A 17,385-nucleotide genomic window follows, 5' to 3' on the forward strand; every position below is an offset into this window, starting at 1 on the left:
CGCGTTTCCCGGAGCCACCGCAGCCGCGCGATGGCGCGCGGCGCCCGTCCGAAGTCCTTCGTGTCAGGTGAACATGACGCGGTGGGTGGGTCGGTCGGTGTAGGTGCGGCCGAGGGGGCTGTGCCAGGTGATGGTGCCGTCGCGTTCTTGTCGGGCTGTCCATCGGTGCGCGTCCGAGACATCAGGATGTTTGAGGGTGTGGTGGGCGCGGCAGAGGTGGGCGAGGTTGTCGAGCCTGGTCTTGCCTCCTCGGGCGTGGTCGTGGGTGTGGTCGATGTCGCACCGGTGCACGGGCATCCGGCAGCCGGGGAATCGGCAATGCTGATCCCGGGCGCGCAGAAACCTCCGCATACCCTCCGTCGGCGTGTACGTGTCGGTCTCGCGGACCATGCCGTCGGGGTCGAGGAACAGGCGTGACCAGCCGGTGTTCCTCCCGGCGAGGTCGCGGGCGATGTCGGGGTGCAGGGGGCCGTGCCCGTCGAGGTCCGCCGGCCGCTCATCCTCGCCGGCGAGGGTGGTCCCGGCGATCGTCACCTGGATGCGGCCCTGGATGTTGTCCAGCCCGTCGCCGTGGATGGCGCTGGGGTCGGCGGTGAGCAGCAGATCGGCGAGCAGGTCCGCCTGCACCTGATCCCAGGTGCGCGTGTCCGCGGCGACATCCTCGGCATCCGCGCCTGTGTCCGCGTCTGTGTCTGTGTCTGTGTCCGTGTCGGGGTCGGTGGCGAACGTGTCGTCGCTGAAGATCACGCTTCCGGAGTCGCAGGCAGGGCCGGAGCCGGAGCCACTGTCGGCGTCGCGGGCATGAGCACGGTTCCGGATCACCTGCCGGGTCATCTGGCGGAGCCGGTCCGCGATCGCGACAGCGACCCACTCCGGCAGCACCGCCGTCAACAACGCCAGCCCGTCACCGACGGAACGCACCTTCACACACCGCTCCGAGGCCGCCCGCTGGTGCCGGTCCGTGACCGTCTCCCCGACCAACGCCGCCGCGACCTGCGCCGCATGCGCCTTCGTCCGCGCCGCGGTCTCCCGCTCCGCGAACACCAGCACCGCCGCCTCATACAACCCCATCACGTCGGCATCCACCCGCTTGTTCCGGATCGCCTCCGCCACGATCGCACTCTCCCGCACGATCTCCCGCACATGCCCCGCACACACCCGGCCCGCGGCGAACGCCGCCCGCACCTCCGGCAGGGACGTCGACACCACCAGGGCATCCGTGAACGCAAACTCCACAGACCCGGTCGGGATCCGAGCGGCAGCGGAGAACTCCGCAACCATCGACCGATAGATCGCATCCCGATGGAACCCGTTCCCCGCGACATCCGCCTCATGGAACCCGATCTGCTCGACCATCACCTCCATCGCCTCGCACTCCAGCACCGCGATCTGCCGCTTCTTCTCCACCCACGCCTCCAGCACACGACGACGCTTATCGAGGTCGAGGTGAAGATCCGTCTGCCGCTGTGCCATACCCCCAGATTAGAACATATGTACTAATATGGCGGCATACAACCGCCCGCGGGAGGCCGTCTCAGCTCCGCGGCAGCACTGTCGCCGCGACTACCGCATTGCCGATGATGGCGGCCATCGTGCGGGTGACCGCCGAAGAGGCTGCTGCGGCGCCCCAGTCGCCGCGTTCCAGTTCCTTGCCCCGCGTGTAGACGTCGCCGCTCCACAGGATCTCGCGGTGGAACTGCGGAAGCGTGCCGCTCGCGGAGAGCAGCGCGATGCTCGCCGCCGTGCGGGCGTCGGGCGCCTCCCCGTCGACGAGCGCCGCACGCACGCGCCCCATCAGAGCGTCGCGCCGGCCACTTCCCAGCGTGAGCTTCGTCGTCGGGAAGATGCCGAGGGTCTTCCCCTCCTCTCGGTTCAGGTCGCCTCGTGCGACGAGCCGATCAAGGACGGGGCCACGCAATTCCGGCCCGATCGCCGCGAGCGCCGTCTGCACGCCGCGCGGCTTCGGAGCCAGGAACGACCACGCAGGCTCGAGCAGCGCGTCCGGCAGGGCTCCCTCTCCTGTCGCCTGCACCCGCGTCGAGAGGGCTCGCTTCTCCGTCTCGACGCGCCCGGCGAGTGCGAGGTCGCCGAGCACGGCACCACCCAGCACGTAGAAGAGGATGTTCTCGCCCGCGATCGATCCGGAATCCGGCTGGAAGAGCAGCAGCAGCGTGTCTTCGACGAGCAGTGGATCCGGGGAGATCCGTTCGGCATCCCCGGCGGCTGCGCCCGGTGCGGCCGCCGCCTGGGGCTCGAGGTCATCGGTCATGGTGCTCTCCTTCGTGATTCGCGTCGCCCGGGGCGCTCGCGTCGCCCAGGGCGCTCGTGTCGCCCAGGGCGGACGCCGGCTCGGCATCCGCTGCTCTCTTCTCGGTCGCCAGGATGCTGGCGCGCGCCAGGACGTGGAGCTGAGCCTCGTTGTACAGCTCTCTCACCGTGGCGATGAAGGTCTCCTGCGTCACCCGCATGCCCTTCGACAGGTGCTCGGCGGGCTGCATCAGCCAGGGGTAGTCCGCGATGTGCTGGGCGAGCTGCGGCGCCAAGGCCACGGCGATGCGCTCGCGAGTGGCCTCGTCGGCATCGGGCGGGAGTGTGTCGAACTCATCGTTCAGATCGTCGGGCTCATCCTGCACCATTCTCTTCACGTCGGACATGGCGGACTCGTCGTACAACTGCGAATAGACCAGCATGAGCGACCGATTGGGGCCGGAGAGCTTCCCTGCGACATCCTCGAATCCCGGCGGAACGTCGATCCCGGTCGTGCCCTCGAGGATGGCCCGGATCTCGGCACGCGCCCGCTGCAGACGTTCGATGCTGGCGGCGAGGTCGGCGTCGATCGCGAGGAGGGCCTGACCGGAGTTCCCGCCGCTCTCGAATCCGACGGCCTCGATCTGCGCCAGCGGCACGCCGAGTTCACGGAGCCGACGGATCTGCAGCAGGCGCACGAGGTGCCGGGCGCTGTACTGCTTGTATCCGTTGGACAGGCGTTCCGGCTCGTCGAGCAGACCTGTGCGGTGGTAGTGCCGCACGCTGTTGACGGTCGTCCCGGCGAGATCCGCCAGTTCGCTCGTGCTCCAAGCCATCGGGTTCACGTCCTCTCTTCGGGTCCATTCAAGACCCTGTTCACGGAACAGGGTCAAGTACCGCGGTGACGATCACGCCGGGACTTGACCCTGTTCTGAGAACACGGTCTTCACTTCGTGAGGGAAACGGATGCCGATCCGCGGCATCCGTCATCGAGAGAGAAGAGACATGGACAACCCGTACCCCTGGCTGCAGGACTTCATCAACCAGGTCCCGGACATCCTCCAGCCGCTGATGGTCGCGGTCGTCGCCATGATCCCCTACATCGAGGGGGAGGGCGCGGCGGCGTTCGGCATCATCGCCGGCATCAACCCGATCGTCGCGGCGGTCGCCGCTGCTGCCGGGAACATCCTCTGCGTGATCGGAGTGGTCCTGCTCGGCTCTCGCATCCGCGGCGGCGTCGTCGCGCGTCGCCAGGCGCGGGCGGGGTCCCCGGGCGGGGCCGGTGTGACATCGTCGGGTCTCGGCGAGACGGATGCCGCGACAGCAGCGACCGCGACCGTCGTCGCCGAGAACGAGGGCGCCGAGAACGAGGGTGCCGAGAACGAGGGTGCCGACGATGCGAAGCCGACCCACGCCTCCAAGGGGCGGGACAAGCTGCGCCGCTGGCTGGTGCGCTTCGGTGTCCCCGGGGCGAGCATCATCGCGCCCCTCGCCCTGCCGACGATGCTGACCGCCGCCTTCTTCGTCGCCTCGGGCGTGCGCAAGGAGTGGGTCATCCTGTGGCAGGTCGTCGCGATCGTGCTGTGGACCGGGGCCGTGGCTGCCGCCGCGACCGGACTCCTCACCCTCCTGGGCTGGTGATCCGCCTCAGGGCCGGACGCGGACCGTGCGTCCCTCGAACGTCACCAGATCACCGTCGTGGAGCTGCCGGCCGCGGCGGCGATCGACCTCGCCGTTGACCGTCACGTAGCCGTCGATCACGACCTCCTTGGCGTCTCCGCCGGAGTCGAGCAGACCCGAGAACTTCAGGAACTGGCCGAGACGGATCATCTCGCCGCCGATGGAGACGTCGTCGATCGGGCCGTTGTTCGTCATCCTTGAATGCTAGCCGCCGGGTCGGTCATCAGGCGTCCAGGAAGCTACGGATGGCGGATGCCGTCTGCGCGGGCTCCTGCAGCATCGGCAGATGGCCCGTCGGGAGGTCCTCCCTCCCCTCCGCGCCGAGGCGATCGGCGAAGCGCCGCTGCATCGCCGCGGGCAGCTCGCGATCCTGCGTGGTCGTCAGGTACCCGGTCCGCCCGGTCCAGGCGTGGCCGCGCGTCCTGTCGAGGTAGAGCCGTCGCGGTTCCGGGGTGAACTCGGCGACGACCCGGTCGACCTCGGTCTCTTCGAGTCCGTGACCGAGACCGCGACGGATCGCGGACTCCGGCGGCCGGGTCCCGCCGAGTCGGAGCGCCACCGGCAGGATCCACCGGTTCGGCGCCGGCATCGCGGAGACGAAGGACTCCCCGGCGCGCGGGATCACGGCCGACACGGCCAGCAGGCCGTCGACCCGCTCCGGGGCGAGCCGGAGGATCTCGCTGGCGATCACCCCGCCGATCGAGTGGGCGACGATCGTGAAGCTGCGGCCGTCGACGGACGCGATCGCCGCTTCCGCGTGGTCGCTCAGCGACGACGCGCCTGCGGTCGGGCGCGGCGCGACGACCGACGCGACGGCGAGGTCATCACGCACGCCGTCCCAGATCCGGGGGCTGAGCCCCGCGCCGCTGAGGAACAGGATGGTCTCCGATGAAGTGATCATTCTCCGATCCTTCCTCGCCTGAATGTCACTCCTATGTCACTATTTATCCGTGAATCGCACCGATCGGCTCTACGCCATCCGCGAGGAGCTGCGGCGCGCCGGTCAGGCCGGTCGCACGGCCGAGCGCCTGGCGGCGACCTTCGAGGTGAGCACGCGCACGATCAAGCGCGACATCTCGACGCTGCAGCACTCCGGCTTTCCCGCCTGGGCGCGACCGGGGCCGGGTGGCGGCTACGTCGTCGACGCCGAGGCGACCCTCCCGCCGGTCAACTTCACCGAGGCGGAGGTCGCCGGCCTCGCCGCCGCCGCGGCGGTCCATCGGGAGCAGCCGTTCGCCGAGCACCTGCGCGGCGCGCTGAACAAGGTGCTGGGCGTGATGGACAGCGGGGCCCGCGACCGCGCGACCTCTCTCACCGATCGGATCTGGATCGACACGAGCGACGCTCCCGCGACCCCGAAGGTGCAGCGCGCTCTCGAGCACGCCCTGAACGAGATGCGGGTCGTGACCGTCGACTACGTCGACCACCAGGGGGCGGCCACGACACGGAAGGTCGACCCGATCCTCCTCGCGTTCACCCGCGGGCACTGGTACTTCGTCGGCCACTGCCGCCTGGCCGACGGCATCCGCTGGTTCCGCACCGATCGTGTCGTCGGTGCGCGACTGACGAAGGAGCGGGCCGCTGCCATCCCGGTCGAGGCGATCGGCGCCCCGCCGTCGTCCGCCGCGCCGCTCACCGACCGCTAGGCGTCTTCGATCCCCGTCAGGATCGCGCGAGATCCGCGTTGACCGCGGACACCGAGTACTCGCGCTCGACCACCATCGCCGCGAGACCCACCACCGTCGCCTTCTCGCCGAGCGTCGACTGGCTGATGCTGAGGTGCCGGGTCGCCCGGGGGAGCGAACGGGGGTAGAGGGTCTCGCGCACGCCCGCCAGCAGGGGCGGGGAGGCGAGCATCCCGCCGAGCACGACCTCGGAGGGGTTGAGGAGGGACACGACCGTGGCCACGACCTCGCCGATCAGGCGGCCGGCCTCCTGCGTGAGGTTGGCGGCATCCGGATCTCCGTCGGCGAGGTAGGCGCCGACGTCGGATGCCGATGCGGCGGGCTTTCCGAGGGCGGTGAGGGAGCGGGCCACGGCGCGACCGGATGCCGCGGCGGCGAGGCATCCGCGTGCTCCGCACTGGCACAGCAGGTCGCCGTGCCCGGCGATCTTGACGTGCCCGATGTCGCCTGCGCCTCCGTCGGCGCCGCGATACACGCGTCCGCCGAGCACGATCCCCGTGCCGATACCGGACGACACCTTGAGGAAGCACAGCGACCGCGAGTTCGGATGCGCGGCCCGCTGCTCGCCGAGGGCGGCGGCATCCGCATCGTTCGACACCAGGACGGGGACGCCGAGCGCGCTGTTCAGATGGTCGGGGATCGGGTAGGCGTCCCACCCCGGCATGATCGGCGGCTGGCTGGGCCGGTCGGTGTCGGGATCCACGGGGCCGGGGATGCTGAGCGCGATGGCCGCGACGTCGTCGCGCGCGATCCCGGCGCGCGCGAGAAGGTGGGCAGCCCGGTCGGCGATGGCGTTGAGCGTCAGGTCGGGACCGTCGGCGACCGCGACCTCGACGCGCTCCTCGACCGTGATCCGGCCGGCCAGGTCGGTGAGGGCGACGGTGGTGTGGGTGGTGTCGACGCTCGCGGCGATCACGTGGGCGTGCGCCGTGTTGAACTCGAGGCGGCGCGACGGCCGGCCGGCCGAGACCCTCTCGGTGCCGGACTCGATGATCAGGCCGGCGTCCAGCAGGGCGTCGATGCGGGTCGCGACCGTCATCCGCGAGAGGCCGGTCACCTCGAGGACGTCGCCGCGCGTGAAGGCGCGACGCTCGCGGATCAGCTCGAGCACATCGCCGGGACCGGACATCTCCACCTCCATGGGGGTCGTTCTCAGCATAATGCTTGACAGCTATGCGACTTATGTCTAGCTTTTAGTCTTAATGGTCGTGACATTCCGACCGAGCCCCGAAGAGACCTGCAGGACCTCAGCGCAAGGAGGCGCATAGTGAAGACCCGTGCGACAGCAGCAGCAATGGCCGTGGTCGGCCTGACCGCGCTCGCCCTCACCGGATGCACCAGCTCCGGCGACGAGGGAGGCGGCGACGGAGGCGACGGCATCACCTTCTGGCTGCAGGAGGACCTTCCCGACCGCGTCGCCGCGACGCAGGAGATCGTCGACGCGTTCACCGAGAAGACCGGCATCGACGTCGAGCTCGTCTCGGTCGCCGAGGATCAGTTCGCCCAGCTCCTGACGTCGTCGGCCGCCGCCGGCGACCTCCCCGACGTGATCGGCGGCATCTCGCTTCCGCAGGTGCGCACGCTGTCGGCCAACGAGTTCGTCGACACGGACGCCGTGGCTGCGACCATCGACGCCCTCGACCCGTCCACGTTCTCGGAGAACGCCCTGACGCTGACCTCCGACGGTGACACGGCCCTCGCCGTGCCGAGCGAGTCGTGGACGCAGATGCTCTTCTACCGCACCGACCTCTTCGAGGCGGCAGGCCTCGAGGCGCCCGACTCCTACGAGTCGATCCTCGCCGCGGCCGAGAAGCTCGATTCGCCGGAGGTCGCCGGATTCGTGGGTGCCACGGCGCCGGGCGACGCCTTCACGGAGCAGACCTTCGAGCAGATCGCGCTCGGCAACGGCTGCGAGCTCGTGAACAAGGACGGCGACGTGGAGCTCGACTCCGACGCGTGCGTCAGCGCCTTCGAGTTCTACGGCGACCTGACCGAGAACTACTCCGTGCCCGGTGCGCAGGACGTCGACACCACCCGCGCGACCTACTTCGCGGGCGGAGCGGCCATGTTCATCTGGTCGAGCTTCGTCCTCGACGAGATGGCAGGGCTCCGGGAAGACGCCAAGCCGTCGTGCCCCGAGTGCGTGGCCGACCCCGCCTTCCTGGCGCAGAACACCGGCGTGGTGACCTCGATCGCCGGTCCCGACGGCGACGCACCGGCGCAGTTCGGCGAGATCACCTCGTGGACCATCACCGAGGGCGCGAACGCCGAGGCCTCGCAGTCGTTCATCGAGTACATGATGGGCGACGGCTATGAGCCGTGGATCGCGATCGCTCCCGAGGGCAAGGTGCCGGTGCGCACCGGCACCCCGGACGAGCCGACGAAGTTCTCCGACCTGTGGGGCACGCTTCCCGCCGGAGTCGACACCAAGGCGCCGCTGTCGGACTTCTACACGCCCGAGGTGCTCGAGGCTGTGGCCGCCGGTCCGCAGGATCTCGCACGCTGGGGCATCACGCAGGGTCAGGGCAGCCTGCTCGGCGCCCTCCAGGGAGAGCTCCCCGTCTCGACCGCCGTCAGCGATGTCGCGCAGGGCGGAGACCCGGCCGAGGCCGCAGCGACGGCCGCCGAGGCGGTGCGCTCGATCGGCGAGTCGCTCAAGTGACCACTCTCGAGAACGGATCCGGGACCGAGGCCGCGCGCCTCGGTCCCGGGACCACGAAGCCGCGCCGGCGCTCGCGGCACAACCGCGAGGAGAACCGCGCCGGCCTTCTGCTCATCTCGCCGACGTTCATCATCATCCTCGTCGCCGTGGTGCTGCCGATCATCTGGGCGATCTCGCTGGCGTTCCAGGACGTGCGGCTCATCAACATCCGCGGCACCGGCATCATCGGCGAGTACACGCTCGACAACTTCATCGACGTGCTCACCTCGCCCGGCTTCTTCAGCGCCCTCTGGACGACCATCGTCTACTCCGTGTGCGGCACCGGGCTCGCGATCGGCATCGGCCTCATCGCCGCGGTCGCCCTCCGTAAGCCGTTCCGGGGCCGCGGTCTCGTGCGCGCCTCGCTGCTGCTGCCCTACGTCGCCCCGGTCGTCGCCGCCACCTTCGTGTGGTCGACCATGCTCAACCCGCAGTTCGGCATCGTGAACTGGTTCGGCCAGAACGTGCTCGGCTGGGAGGACCCGGTCGCCTTCCTCTCCGACCGCTCCCTGCCGGTCAGCATCTTCGGGTGGCAGGTGGAGCTGCCGATCGCGCTCATCACCGTCATCCTCTTCGAGGCCTGGCGCTCCTTCCCCTTCGCGTTCCTCTTCCTCACGGCCCGTCTCGAGGCCGTGCCCGGCGTGCTCGACGAGGCCGCGCGCGTCGACGGCGCGACGCCCACCCAGCGCTTCCGCCACATCCTCCTGCCGCAGCTGCTGCCCACGATCGCCGTGCTCTGCGTGCTGCGCTTCATCTGGACGTTCAACAACTTCGACGACATCTACCTGCTCACGGGCGGCGGAGCCGGCACCGAGGTCGTCTCGGTGCGGGTGTTCGACCTGCTCACCGCGCGGGGCGACATCGGTGCGGCCGCCGCGCAGGCGCTCGTGCTGGCCGCGATCCTCGCCGTGCTCGTCGGCATCTACCTGAAGTTCTTCGGCAAGCAGGAGGAGCAGGCATGAGCGCGCAGACCACGACCCGCGCCCCGCGCCGCGGCCTGACCCGCGACAGCTTCGAGAACGGCCTGTTCCGTGTGCTCCGCCCGATCGTGATCGTGCTCCTGGTGCTCGCCGCGGTCGTGCCGTTCTACTACATGGTGCTGCTGAGCTTCCGGTCGCTCGACTCGCTGCTGCAGAACCCCGGGGCGCTGTGGATCACGATCGAGGAGCTCGACTTCTCGACGTATCTCGACGTGCTCGCCCCCGTGGATGCCGGTGGGCAGGGCTTCATCGTCTTCATGCGCAACTCGCTGCTCGTCGCGCTGGCGACCGTCGTGCTCACGCTGCTGGTCTCGATCCCGGGTTCGTATGCGGTCAGCCGGCTCGCGTTCTTCGGACGCCGTCAGGTGTCGGGACTCTTCCTCGCGGTGTACTTCTTCCCGGCGATCCTGCTCGCGGTGCCGCTCTTCGTGTTCTTCACGCAGATCGGGCTGCGCGGCTCGTTGGTCGGCCTGCTCATCGTGTACGTCTCGCAGGTCGCTGCCGTGTCGATCTACACGCTCCGGAACTACTTCGCGACGATCCCGGTCTCGCTGGAGGAGGCGGCGGCGCTCGACGGGGCCAGCAGGTTCCAGATCATGCGCAAGGTCAGCATCCCGCTCGCGATGCCCGCCATCGTGTCGAATGGCCTGTTCATCTTCATGATCGCGTGGAACGAGTTCCTGTTCGCGCTGCTGTTCCTCGTCGAGAAGCGCGACTCGTGGACGGTGTCGCTCGGTCTGTCCCAGCTCGCCGGCAGCATCGAGGTCCCCACCACGGTGCTGATGGCCGGGTCCGTCATCCTCACCCTGCCCATCATCCTGCTCTTCTTCGCATCGGAGCGGCTCCTCGTCGGGGGCCTCACCGCCGGTGCGGAGAAGGGCTGAATCACCCGTCGATCCTGGAAGGAAGGCACAGCCCGTGCCCCATGTCGTGCAGTTCTCCGCCGTCCGCGAGGTCGAGCTGGTCGAGATCGAGGCCCAGCCTCTGACACCCGGATCGGTCCGGATCGCCACCTGGTACTCCGGCATCTCGGCAGGGACCGAGCTGACCGCGTATCGCGGGACCAATCCGTACCTCACGTCGACGTGGGATGCCGAGCGGCGGCTGTTCGTGCCTGGCGAGCCGAGCTTCGGCTACCCGGTCAGCGGCTGGGGCTACTCCGAGGTCGGTCAGGTCGTCGAGGTCGCGGATGACGTGACCGACGTGCGCGTCGGCGACGTGGTCCACGGCATCTGGGGTCACCGCAGCGACGCCGTCGTCCCGGCCGCGGCGGTCGCCGGGCGCATCGTGCCCGACGGCGTCGACCCGGTGCTCGGCACCTTCGCCCGCGTCGGCGCCATCGCGCTCAACGGCGTCCTCGCCGCCGACGTGCGGCTGGGCGAGCAGGTCGCGGTCTTCGGGCAGGGCGTCATCGGACTCCTCGCCACCCGGCTCGCGTCGCTCTCGGGCGGCCGGGTGATCGCCGTCGACACGCTGGCCGCCCGCCTCGCCATGGCGACGACCTTCGGGGCCGTCCACGCGGTGGATGCGCTGCGAGAAGGCGGCGCGGGGGAGAGGATCCGCGAGCTCACCGGCGGGGGCGCCGACAGCGCGATCGAGCTCTCCGGCACCGATCGGGCGCTGCACGAGGCCGTGCGTTCCGTCGTGACCGAGGGGCTGGTCGCGGCATCCGGCTTCTATCAGGGCGGGGCGTCGAACCTGCGCCTCGGCGAGGAGTTCCACCACAACCGCGTGCGCATCGTCGCGAGCCAGATCTCCGGCGTGCCGGTCTCGCTCGGGGGCCGCTGGAATCAGGCGCGGCTGGTGCGCACGGTCATGGGCCTCGTGTTCGCCGGCGACGTCGACGCGGGCGCGCTCGTGTCGGATGTCGTGCCGGCGGAGGATGTCGCCGGCGTGTTCGCGCGCCTGGATGCCGGTGACCCCGAGATCCTGCAGGCCGTGCTGCGGTTCGAGGCGGCACCGGAGCAGGTGCAGTGAGCTCCGAGATCCCCGACGACGCCGTCCCCTCGTACCGCCCGTCGTTTCCGGACCGCCTTCTCGGCGTCGGGCTCGTCGGCGCCGGGGCCATCGCGCGCTCCGCGCACCTGCCCGCCTATCGGGCCTGGGATGTGCCGGTGGTCGCCGTGACCTCTCGCACCCGGGCCGACGCCGAGGCGCTCGCCGCCGATTTCGGCATCGAGACCGTGCACGACTCGCTCGACACCCTGCTCGCCGATCCCCGCGTCGAGGTGGTCGACCTCGCGACGGGGCCGACGGGACGCCTCGAGCTCATCGCGGCGGCCGTCGCCGCAGGCAAGCATGTGCTCGCGCAGAAGCCCCTGGTCAGCGACCCATCCGAACTGCCGCGGCTCGCCGAGGTGCTCGACGAGGCCCGAGCGAAGGGCATCCGCGTCGCCGTCAACCAGAACGCGCGCTGGGCACCGGCCTGGCGACTCGCGACGCTGCTGATCCGCGAAGGGCGCATCGGCGATGTCGTCGGCGTCACCCACCTGCATGACAAGCCGCTGCCGCCGCTCGCGGGCACTCCGTTCGACGACGTGCCGCACATGCTGCTGAACGACTACCTCGTGCACTGGATCGACATCACCCGCTGCTGGCTCGAAGGCACGTCGGTCGTGGCTGTCGCGGCATCCGATCATCGCGTTCCCGCGCAGCCCGATGAGGCGCGCAACCCGTGGGGAGCGGACCTGCGCGTCGACGTCTCGTCCGGCGCGAGCGCGTCGATCCGCATCGTCGGGAGCGCCGTGGCGTCAGCCGGGGGATGCCCGTTCTGGATCCACGGGACGGAGGGCACCCTGCGCGGCAGCGTGCTGCTCGGCTCCGACCGGCTCGCGCTCGACCGGGATGGGGAGAGCCGCGAGTTCGCACTGGAAGGGCAGTGGTTCACCGACGGCTTCGCCGGGGCGATGGGCGAGCTGCAGACCGCCGTCGCCGAGGGACGCGAGCCGGAGAACTCCGCCGCGCACGTCACCGCCACCGTCAGGACGACGATCGCCGCCGTCGAATCCGCGCAGGCCGGTGGGATGCCGGTGCACCCGGCCGAGCTCGAACTGACGACAGCCCTCGAAGGGAAGGCAGCAGCGTGACCGTCATCGATGAGATCCCGGTCGGGCCGGACGCCCGTGTGTACGCGGAGGGCTGGCAGAGCTGGAGCCCGACGACGTGGTCCGCTCGCGGGGAGGAGATCCACCGGCCGGCGGAGCCGTGGCAGCATGCCATGCGTTTCCGTCCTGGCACGCCCGTCGCCGACGACGCGTTGCAGGGGGAGGGCCTGCTGGTCGTCGACCCCGGTGACGGGCGTGAGGCGCGTGTGTTCGGCACCCTCGACGCGAGCCGCGAGGTGCCGACGATCCGCGCGTCGTGGCGGGACGATCGGGTCGTCGTGGAGACGGATGCCGACCCCGGGTCCCTGAGCCTGTCGGACCCTGGGTCCCTGAGCTTGTCGAACCCTGGGTCCCTGAGCCTGTCGAACCCTGGGTCCCTGAGCCTGTCGAAGGGCGCCGCCGCGCTCGCCGCCTTCGGAGACCGCTTCGGCGCAGCAGCCGACGCCCGCTTCGGGTGGGCCGCGCCGCGCGTGTGGTGCACCTGGTACCAGTACTTCGAAGAGGTGCACGCGTCCGACGTCATCGAGAACGTGCGCGCGATCGACGCCGCGGGGCTCGACGTCGACGTGGTGCAGATCGACGACGGATGGAGCCTGGGAACCGGCGAGTGGACGGCGCCGAACCCGCGCTTCGGCTCGTTCCCCGACGCGGTCGGCGCCATCCTCGACAGCGGCCGCCGCGCGGGCATCTGGGTGGCTCCCTTCTCGGTCGGCGCGACCTCATCGGTCGCGCGCGAGCATCCGGGCTGGGTGCTCGGCGACGCCGGACGCAACTGGGGCGACGACATGCGCGGACTCGACCTCACACACCCCGGCGTGCGCGATTACCTGACCCGCGTCTTCTCCGACATCCGCGATCTGGGCATCGACTACGTGAAGCTCGACTTCCTCTACTCCGGAGCGCTGCCCGGCAGCCGCCACGACGCGGATGCCACATCCATCTCGGCCTACCGCTCGGGTCTCGAGCTCATCCGCGAGGTGCTCGGCGACGACGCGTTCCTGCTCGGATGCGGCGCGCCGATCCTGCCCAGCGTCGGTCTTGTCGACGCGATGCGCGTGGCCGGCGACACGTTCCACGAGGGCGGCGAGGACGGCTCGCAGGGCCTGCGCGGACAGATGTCGGTCGAGGCGCGGTCGTGGCAGCACGGCCGCTTCTGGACCAACGACCCGGACTGCCTGGTCGCGCGCCCCGAGTTCGCGCTGCGCGAGGAGTGGGCTGACGTGGTGCTCGCCGCCCCCGGCATCCGCGGCTTCTCGGATCGCATCGACGGTCTCGACGCGCGCGGGACGGAACTCGTCCGTCAGCTTCTGAAGGAGACATCGGCATGACCTTGGAGAACGGTCTGCAGGACCGCCTCGCCCCGCTCGTCGCACAGCTCTACCCGGATGCCGCGGCCGAGGTGCTCGCCGCGCTCCTCGACCTGGCGGAGACCTGGCGCGCCCGCCTGACCTCCCCGCGACAGGACGCGGATCATGTCGGGCCGGATGAGCGCACCGCCTATCTCATCACCTATGGCGACTCGTTCCGCCGGCCGGGGGAGACGCCGCTGCACACGCTCGCCGGAGTGCTGCGCGACCACATCGGCGACGTCATCAGCGACGTGCATCTGCTGCCGATCTATCCGTGGACCTCGGACGACGGATTCGGCGTCGTCGACCACCGCCAGGTGAATCCGGCGCTCGGCACCTGGGACGACATCGCCGACCTCCGCGACGAGTACGCGCTCGCGCTGGACTTCGTCGCCAACCACATCTCCAGCTCGTCGCCGTGGTTCCAGTCCTGGCTCGCACGGGACGAGCGGTACGACGGATACTTCCTCGATCCCTTCCCCGAGAACGGGCCCGGATTCGACGTCTCGCACGTCGTCCGCCCCCGCGTCACTCCGCTCGTGCACGAGTACGTGCGCCCCGACGGCACCATGGCGCGGGCGTGGACCACTTTCGGACCCGACCAGATCGACATCGACCCGAGCACGCCCGCCGTGCTCCTCGACCTCACCGACATCCTGCTCGGCTACCTCGCGCGCGGCGCCACCACGGTGCGCCTCGACGCGATCGGCTACCTGTGGAAGCAGTCCGGCACCACCTGCATCCATCTGCCGCAGACGCACGACATCATCCGGATCTGGCGGATCCTCGTCGACGAGCTCGCGCCGGGCACCCTCCTCCTCACCGAGACGAACGTGCCGCACGCCGACAACATCACCTACTTCGGCGACGGCAGCGACGAAGCCCACATGGTCTACCAGTTCGCGCTGCCGCCCCTCGTGCTGCACGCCTTCGTGACAGGCCGGGCGACCGCACTGTCGGAGTGGGCGAGCGGCGTGGGACCCGTCAGTGATACCGCCACCTGGTTCAACTTCCTCGCGAGCCACGACGGCATCGGCCTGCGCCCCACCGAGGGGTTGCTGACGGATGCCGATCGCGCACTGCTCGTCGAGCGGACGCTCGCCCGCGGCGGACGGGTGTCGATGGCCAAGCGCCCCGACGGCAGCGAGGGGGTGTACGAGCTCAACACGAACTTCCTCGAGGCGCTGGTCGACCCGGCAGACCCGGATCCGGATTCCTCCGCGGTGCAGCGCGGCCTCGCCGCCCACGCCATCCTGCTGTCCCTCGTCGGCGTCCCGGCGATCTATCACCACTCGCTGCTCGGGTCGCAGCAGGACCACCAGGGAGTGCAGGACAGCGACATCGCGCGGCGCATCAACCGCGAGGTGCTCGACGCCGACACCCTGCACGCCGAGCTGCAGGTGCCGGGGCGTCGATCCGGCATGCTGGATGGCGTCCGCGCGATGCTCGCGGTCAGACGGGGGGCAGCGGCGTTCTCGCCGTTCGCCGCGCAGGAGATCGCGTTCCTCGACGACCGTGTGCTCGTGGTCCGTCGCGCGGCGGGAACCGATGATGAGGTCGTCGCGGTCGTGAACGTGAGCGACGAGGCGGTGTCGCTGGAGTCGCTGAGCGGCACGGACCTGCTGAGCGGGGTTCATCACGACGGACTCGTGCTGGCGCCGTTCGGCTACGTCTGGCTGGCCGCTCTGCCATCATCGAATCGAGACACCGGCGACCGCCTCTGACGGGGAGGCGACGACCACTCGGGACCTCAGGGAGGGCATCATGGCCGGGCAGACATCAGTCGAGCAGTCATCGGCATGGAAGCGGTTCTGGAACAGGGGCGGATTCTGGCGTGCGCTCCTGCTCGCCGCGGTCTACCTCGGCGTCTATGAGCTGATCGGCTTCCTGCTCGGGCTCGCCGTCCCCGAAGGGAGCGGTCTCCGCGCCGAGAAGGGGAGCGCCGGGGACGTGTTCTTCTCCACGGCGCTGCCCATCATCCTCACCAGCATCCTGCTCTTCGCGTTCGCGGCATCCGTGGGCTGGCTGAAGGAGCTGTTCGCGCGTCAGACTCTCGGCGGCCGCCGGTGGATGTGGATCGCCCTGATCGTCGTGCTCGTCATCAACGTCGGTGCGTTCCTCACCATCGACTACGCGAAGGCGGGGATCACCCTGGTCGGCACCTGGCTGCTGGCCGGGCTCTTCGTCGGCCTGGTCGAGGAGCTCGTCACCCGCGGGTTCGTGATCAACCTCATGCGCAAGGGGGGCCACCGCGAGATCGCCGTCGCCCTCGCCTCGGCGGGCATCTTCGCCGCCCTGCACTTCACGAACCTCTTCACGTCGGACCAGGGGCTGGGGACCACGCTCCTGCAGATCGTCTACACGTTCGCGTTCGGCATCTGCATGTACCTGATCCTGCGGGTGACGCGCACGCTGATCGCGCCGATGCTCGTGCATGCGAGCACCGATCCGTCGATCTTCCTCTTCGGCGCGTTCCCCACCAGCGGCAACCCGCTCGTCCTCCTGCCCGCGCTGAGCACGTACATCGTCATCGTCACGGGCTTCATCCTGCTGATCGTGTTCCTCGTCAGCGAGCGGCGTCGGCGTCGGAGCGAGGTCAGCGCATGACCCGGGTCATCGTCGAGGAGTAGCCTCCACCGAGACCCGGGCGCCAGGGTTCGCCCGCCCCGGGATGCGGTGGGCGGGGAGTGGAGAGCCCCGCCCACCGGCCGCCCGATGAGGGGAGGGCGGCGCTTTCGCTTCCGCCCCGGGACCCCTCCCGAGACGGCTGCTCTTCCAGTGGACCAGAACCGCCTCCACGTTTCTCCGGAAAGGTGTGAAACATGGAGGCGGAGGACGCCGCGGGGTCGGTCGTCAGTCGTCGGTGTCGGTGCCGACGACCGCGAACTCGGCGGTGAAGTCGATGTCGATCGAGCGGTTGTCCGTGGTGAGGACGGAGGCGTCGTAGGGGCTCACGTCGTCGCCGTCGACATCGAGGTCGGTGATCAACCCGTCGGCTTCGGCCAGCGCCGCGGAGACCAGCGAGCGGATCGCCTCGTCGTCGAGCACCAGCGTCGGGCCGGAGTCATCGCCGTCGGCGGCCTCGGTCGAGACGACGGTGGCCGCGAGCTTCTCGTCGACGCGGACCTCGGTCTCGTCGCCCGCCGCGGCGGTCAGCTGCACCTCCCACGCGCCGTCGCGCCTCGCGTCGATCGAGGTGACCTCGCCGTCGGCCGCTCCGCGCGCGGCATCCGCGATCTCGATGAGCTCGTCGGCCGAATCCGTGCCGATCCCGGTGACGGGACCCTGGGCGGACGACGTCGATCGGCCGTCGTCATCGCGGTCGTCGGCGTCGTGGCGAGGGCCGTCCGATACCGAGGTCCGGTCGTCGTCGTCGCCGATCTCGTCGCCGATCGCGGCGCCGACGGCGACGCCGCCTCCCACGAGCACCACGGCTGCCGCGATCCCGCCGCCGATCAGAAGGGCACGGGTGCGTCGGGGCTTGGTCCCGACCGCAGCGGACGCGGCGGGCGGAGCCACCGGGTGCTGACCGGCGGCCGGAGCCTGAGGTGCGGCATCCGTCGTCGGGGTGACGGGCACGGTGGGCTGGTCGTCGCCGTGGTGGGGAGTCTGGTCGGGGGTGGGTGTCTTGTCGTCCAT

The 17,385-nt window shown here is 70.1% G+C and carries 17 protein-coding genes; 10 read left to right on the plus strand and 7 right to left on the minus strand.

Features of this window, described 5'->3' with window-relative positions:
* Positions 1-63: 63 nt before the first annotated feature.
* The 3 genes from MRBLWH11_RS05535 to MRBLWH11_RS05545 form a co-directional block, all read right to left on the minus strand.
* Positions 64-1,473 (minus strand): HNH endonuclease signature motif containing protein, encoded by a 1,410-nt coding sequence (locus tag MRBLWH11_RS05535; RefSeq protein WP_341947043.1) that lies wholly within the window; start codon positions 1,471-1,473, stop codon positions 64-66.
* 61 nt (positions 1,474-1,534) lie between these two features.
* On the minus strand, positions 1,535-2,269 hold the full coding sequence (locus tag MRBLWH11_RS05540) for a GPP34 family phosphoprotein (RefSeq protein WP_341947044.1): 735 nt from the start codon (positions 2,267-2,269) through the stop codon (positions 1,535-1,537).
* A complete protein-coding gene (locus tag MRBLWH11_RS05545; RefSeq protein WP_341947805.1) occupies positions 2,259-3,083 on the minus strand; it encodes a MerR family transcriptional regulator in 825 nt (274 codons plus the stop codon). The genes MRBLWH11_RS05540 and MRBLWH11_RS05545 overlap by 11 nt, the downstream gene beginning before the upstream one ends.
* 169 nt (positions 3,084-3,252) lie before the next feature.
* Between MRBLWH11_RS05545 and MRBLWH11_RS05550 the strand changes: the two genes are divergently transcribed.
* The gene (locus MRBLWH11_RS05550; RefSeq protein ID WP_341947045.1) at positions 3,253-3,888 is read left to right on the plus strand and encodes a small multidrug efflux protein; all 636 of its coding nucleotides are present in this window, start codon (positions 3,253-3,255) and stop codon (positions 3,886-3,888) included.
* Positions 3,889-3,894: 6 nt separating this feature from the next.
* Here the strand turns inward: MRBLWH11_RS05550 and MRBLWH11_RS05555 are convergent, their stop codons facing one another.
* Together MRBLWH11_RS05555 and MRBLWH11_RS05560 are read right to left on the minus strand one after the other, a co-directional pair.
* Positions 3,895-4,122, minus strand: a complete 228-nt coding sequence (locus MRBLWH11_RS05555; RefSeq protein WP_116633427.1) for an RNA-binding S4 domain-containing protein — start codon at positions 4,120-4,122, stop codon at positions 3,895-3,897.
* Positions 4,123-4,150: 28 nt separating this feature from the next.
* A complete protein-coding gene (locus MRBLWH11_RS05560) occupies positions 4,151-4,828 on the minus strand; it encodes an alpha/beta hydrolase (protein WP_341947046.1) in 678 nt (225 codons plus the stop codon).
* A gap of 49 nt (positions 4,829-4,877) precedes the next feature.
* Here MRBLWH11_RS05560 and MRBLWH11_RS05565 point away from each other — a divergent pair, with 49 nt between their 5' ends.
* Positions 4,878-5,573, plus strand: coding sequence for a WYL domain-containing protein (locus tag MRBLWH11_RS05565; protein WP_341947047.1), 696 nt, complete (start codon positions 4,878-4,880; stop codon positions 5,571-5,573).
* A 16-nt stretch (positions 5,574-5,589) separates the two neighbouring features.
* Here MRBLWH11_RS05565 and MRBLWH11_RS05570 read toward each other — a convergent pair whose 3' ends face one another.
* On the minus strand, positions 5,590-6,741 hold the full coding sequence (locus MRBLWH11_RS05570; RefSeq protein ID WP_341947048.1) for an ROK family protein: 1,152 nt from the start codon (positions 6,739-6,741) through the stop codon (positions 5,590-5,592).
* Positions 6,742-6,879: 138 nt separating this feature from the next.
* Here MRBLWH11_RS05570 and MRBLWH11_RS05575 point away from each other — a divergent pair, with 138 nt between their 5' ends.
* From MRBLWH11_RS05575 to MRBLWH11_RS05610, 8 genes are read left to right on the plus strand one after another with little or no spacing between them, the layout of a single operon-like run.
* A complete protein-coding gene (locus MRBLWH11_RS05575; RefSeq protein ID WP_341947049.1) occupies positions 6,880-8,274 on the plus strand; it encodes an extracellular solute-binding protein in 1,395 nt (464 codons plus the stop codon).
* Positions 8,271-9,275, plus strand: a complete 1,005-nt coding sequence (locus tag MRBLWH11_RS05580) for a sugar ABC transporter permease (RefSeq protein ID WP_116633431.1) — start codon at positions 8,271-8,273, stop codon at positions 9,273-9,275. Before MRBLWH11_RS05575 ends, MRBLWH11_RS05580 begins: the two co-directional genes overlap by 4 nt.
* The gene (locus tag MRBLWH11_RS05585; protein ID WP_341947050.1) at positions 9,272-10,177 is read left to right on the plus strand and encodes a carbohydrate ABC transporter permease; all 906 of its coding nucleotides are present in this window, start codon (positions 9,272-9,274) and stop codon (positions 10,175-10,177) included. Before MRBLWH11_RS05580 ends, MRBLWH11_RS05585 begins: the two co-directional genes overlap by 4 nt.
* Positions 10,178-10,211: 34 nt before the next feature.
* Entirely contained in the window at positions 10,212-11,270 is a 1,059-nt protein-coding gene (locus MRBLWH11_RS05590; RefSeq protein WP_341947051.1) for a zinc-binding alcohol dehydrogenase, read from the plus strand.
* The gene (locus MRBLWH11_RS05595; RefSeq protein ID WP_341947052.1) at positions 11,267-12,379 is read left to right on the plus strand and encodes a Gfo/Idh/MocA family oxidoreductase; all 1,113 of its coding nucleotides are present in this window, start codon (positions 11,267-11,269) and stop codon (positions 12,377-12,379) included. Before MRBLWH11_RS05590 ends, MRBLWH11_RS05595 begins: the two co-directional genes overlap by 4 nt.
* Positions 12,376-13,725, plus strand: a complete 1,350-nt coding sequence (locus MRBLWH11_RS05600; RefSeq protein WP_341947053.1) for a glycoside hydrolase family 36 protein — start codon at positions 12,376-12,378, stop codon at positions 13,723-13,725. Before MRBLWH11_RS05595 ends, MRBLWH11_RS05600 begins: the two co-directional genes overlap by 4 nt.
* Positions 13,722-15,470, plus strand: coding sequence for an alpha-amylase family glycosyl hydrolase (locus MRBLWH11_RS05605; RefSeq protein ID WP_341947054.1), 1,749 nt, complete (start codon positions 13,722-13,724; stop codon positions 15,468-15,470). Before MRBLWH11_RS05600 ends, MRBLWH11_RS05605 begins: the two co-directional genes overlap by 4 nt.
* A 40-nt stretch (positions 15,471-15,510) precedes the next feature.
* Positions 15,511-16,353, plus strand: coding sequence for a CPBP family intramembrane glutamic endopeptidase (locus MRBLWH11_RS05610; protein WP_341947055.1), 843 nt, complete (start codon positions 15,511-15,513; stop codon positions 16,351-16,353).
* 246 nt (positions 16,354-16,599) lie between these two features.
* Here MRBLWH11_RS05610 and MRBLWH11_RS05615 read toward each other — a convergent pair whose 3' ends face one another.
* Positions 16,600-17,385, minus strand: coding sequence for a hypothetical protein (locus tag MRBLWH11_RS05615; RefSeq protein WP_341947056.1), 786 nt, complete (start codon positions 17,383-17,385; stop codon positions 16,600-16,602).

The sequence above is a fragment of the Microbacterium sp. LWH11-1.2 genome, from assembly GCF_038397745.1.
GTDB lineage: Bacteria > Actinomycetota > Actinomycetes > Actinomycetales > Microbacteriaceae > Microbacterium.

Coding starts and splice junctions, on each gene's coding strand:
- MRBLWH11_RS05535 (WP_341947043.1), bottom strand. CDS start 1,473: ATGGCACAGCGGCAGACGGATCTTCACCTCGACCTCGATAAGCGTCGT.
- MRBLWH11_RS05540 (WP_341947044.1), bottom strand. CDS start 2,269: ATGACCGATGACCTCGAGCCCCAGGCGGCGGCCGCACCGGGCGCAGCC.
- MRBLWH11_RS05545 (WP_341947805.1), bottom strand. CDS start 3,083: ATGGCTTGGAGCACGAGCGAACTGGCGGATCTCGCCGGGACGACCGTC.
- MRBLWH11_RS05550 (WP_341947045.1), top strand. CDS start 3,253: ATGGACAACCCGTACCCCTGGCTGCAGGACTTCATCAACCAGGTCCCG.
- MRBLWH11_RS05555 (WP_116633427.1), bottom strand. CDS start 4,122: ATGACGAACAACGGCCCGATCGACGACGTCTCCATCGGCGGCGAGATG.
- MRBLWH11_RS05560 (WP_341947046.1), bottom strand. CDS start 4,828: ATGATCACTTCATCGGAGACCATCCTGTTCCTCAGCGGCGCGGGGCTC.
- MRBLWH11_RS05570 (WP_341947048.1), bottom strand. CDS start 6,741: ATGTCCGGTCCCGGCGATGTGCTCGAGCTGATCCGCGAGCGTCGCGCC.
- MRBLWH11_RS05585 (WP_341947050.1), top strand. CDS start 9,272: ATGAGCGCGCAGACCACGACCCGCGCCCCGCGCCGCGGCCTGACCCGC.
- MRBLWH11_RS05605 (WP_341947054.1), top strand. CDS start 13,722: ATGACCTTGGAGAACGGTCTGCAGGACCGCCTCGCCCCGCTCGTCGCA.
- MRBLWH11_RS05610 (WP_341947055.1), top strand. CDS start 15,511: ATGGCCGGGCAGACATCAGTCGAGCAGTCATCGGCATGGAAGCGGTTC.
- MRBLWH11_RS05615 (WP_341947056.1), bottom strand. CDS start 17,385: ATGGACGACAAGACACCCACCCCCGACCAGACTCCCCACCACGGCGAC.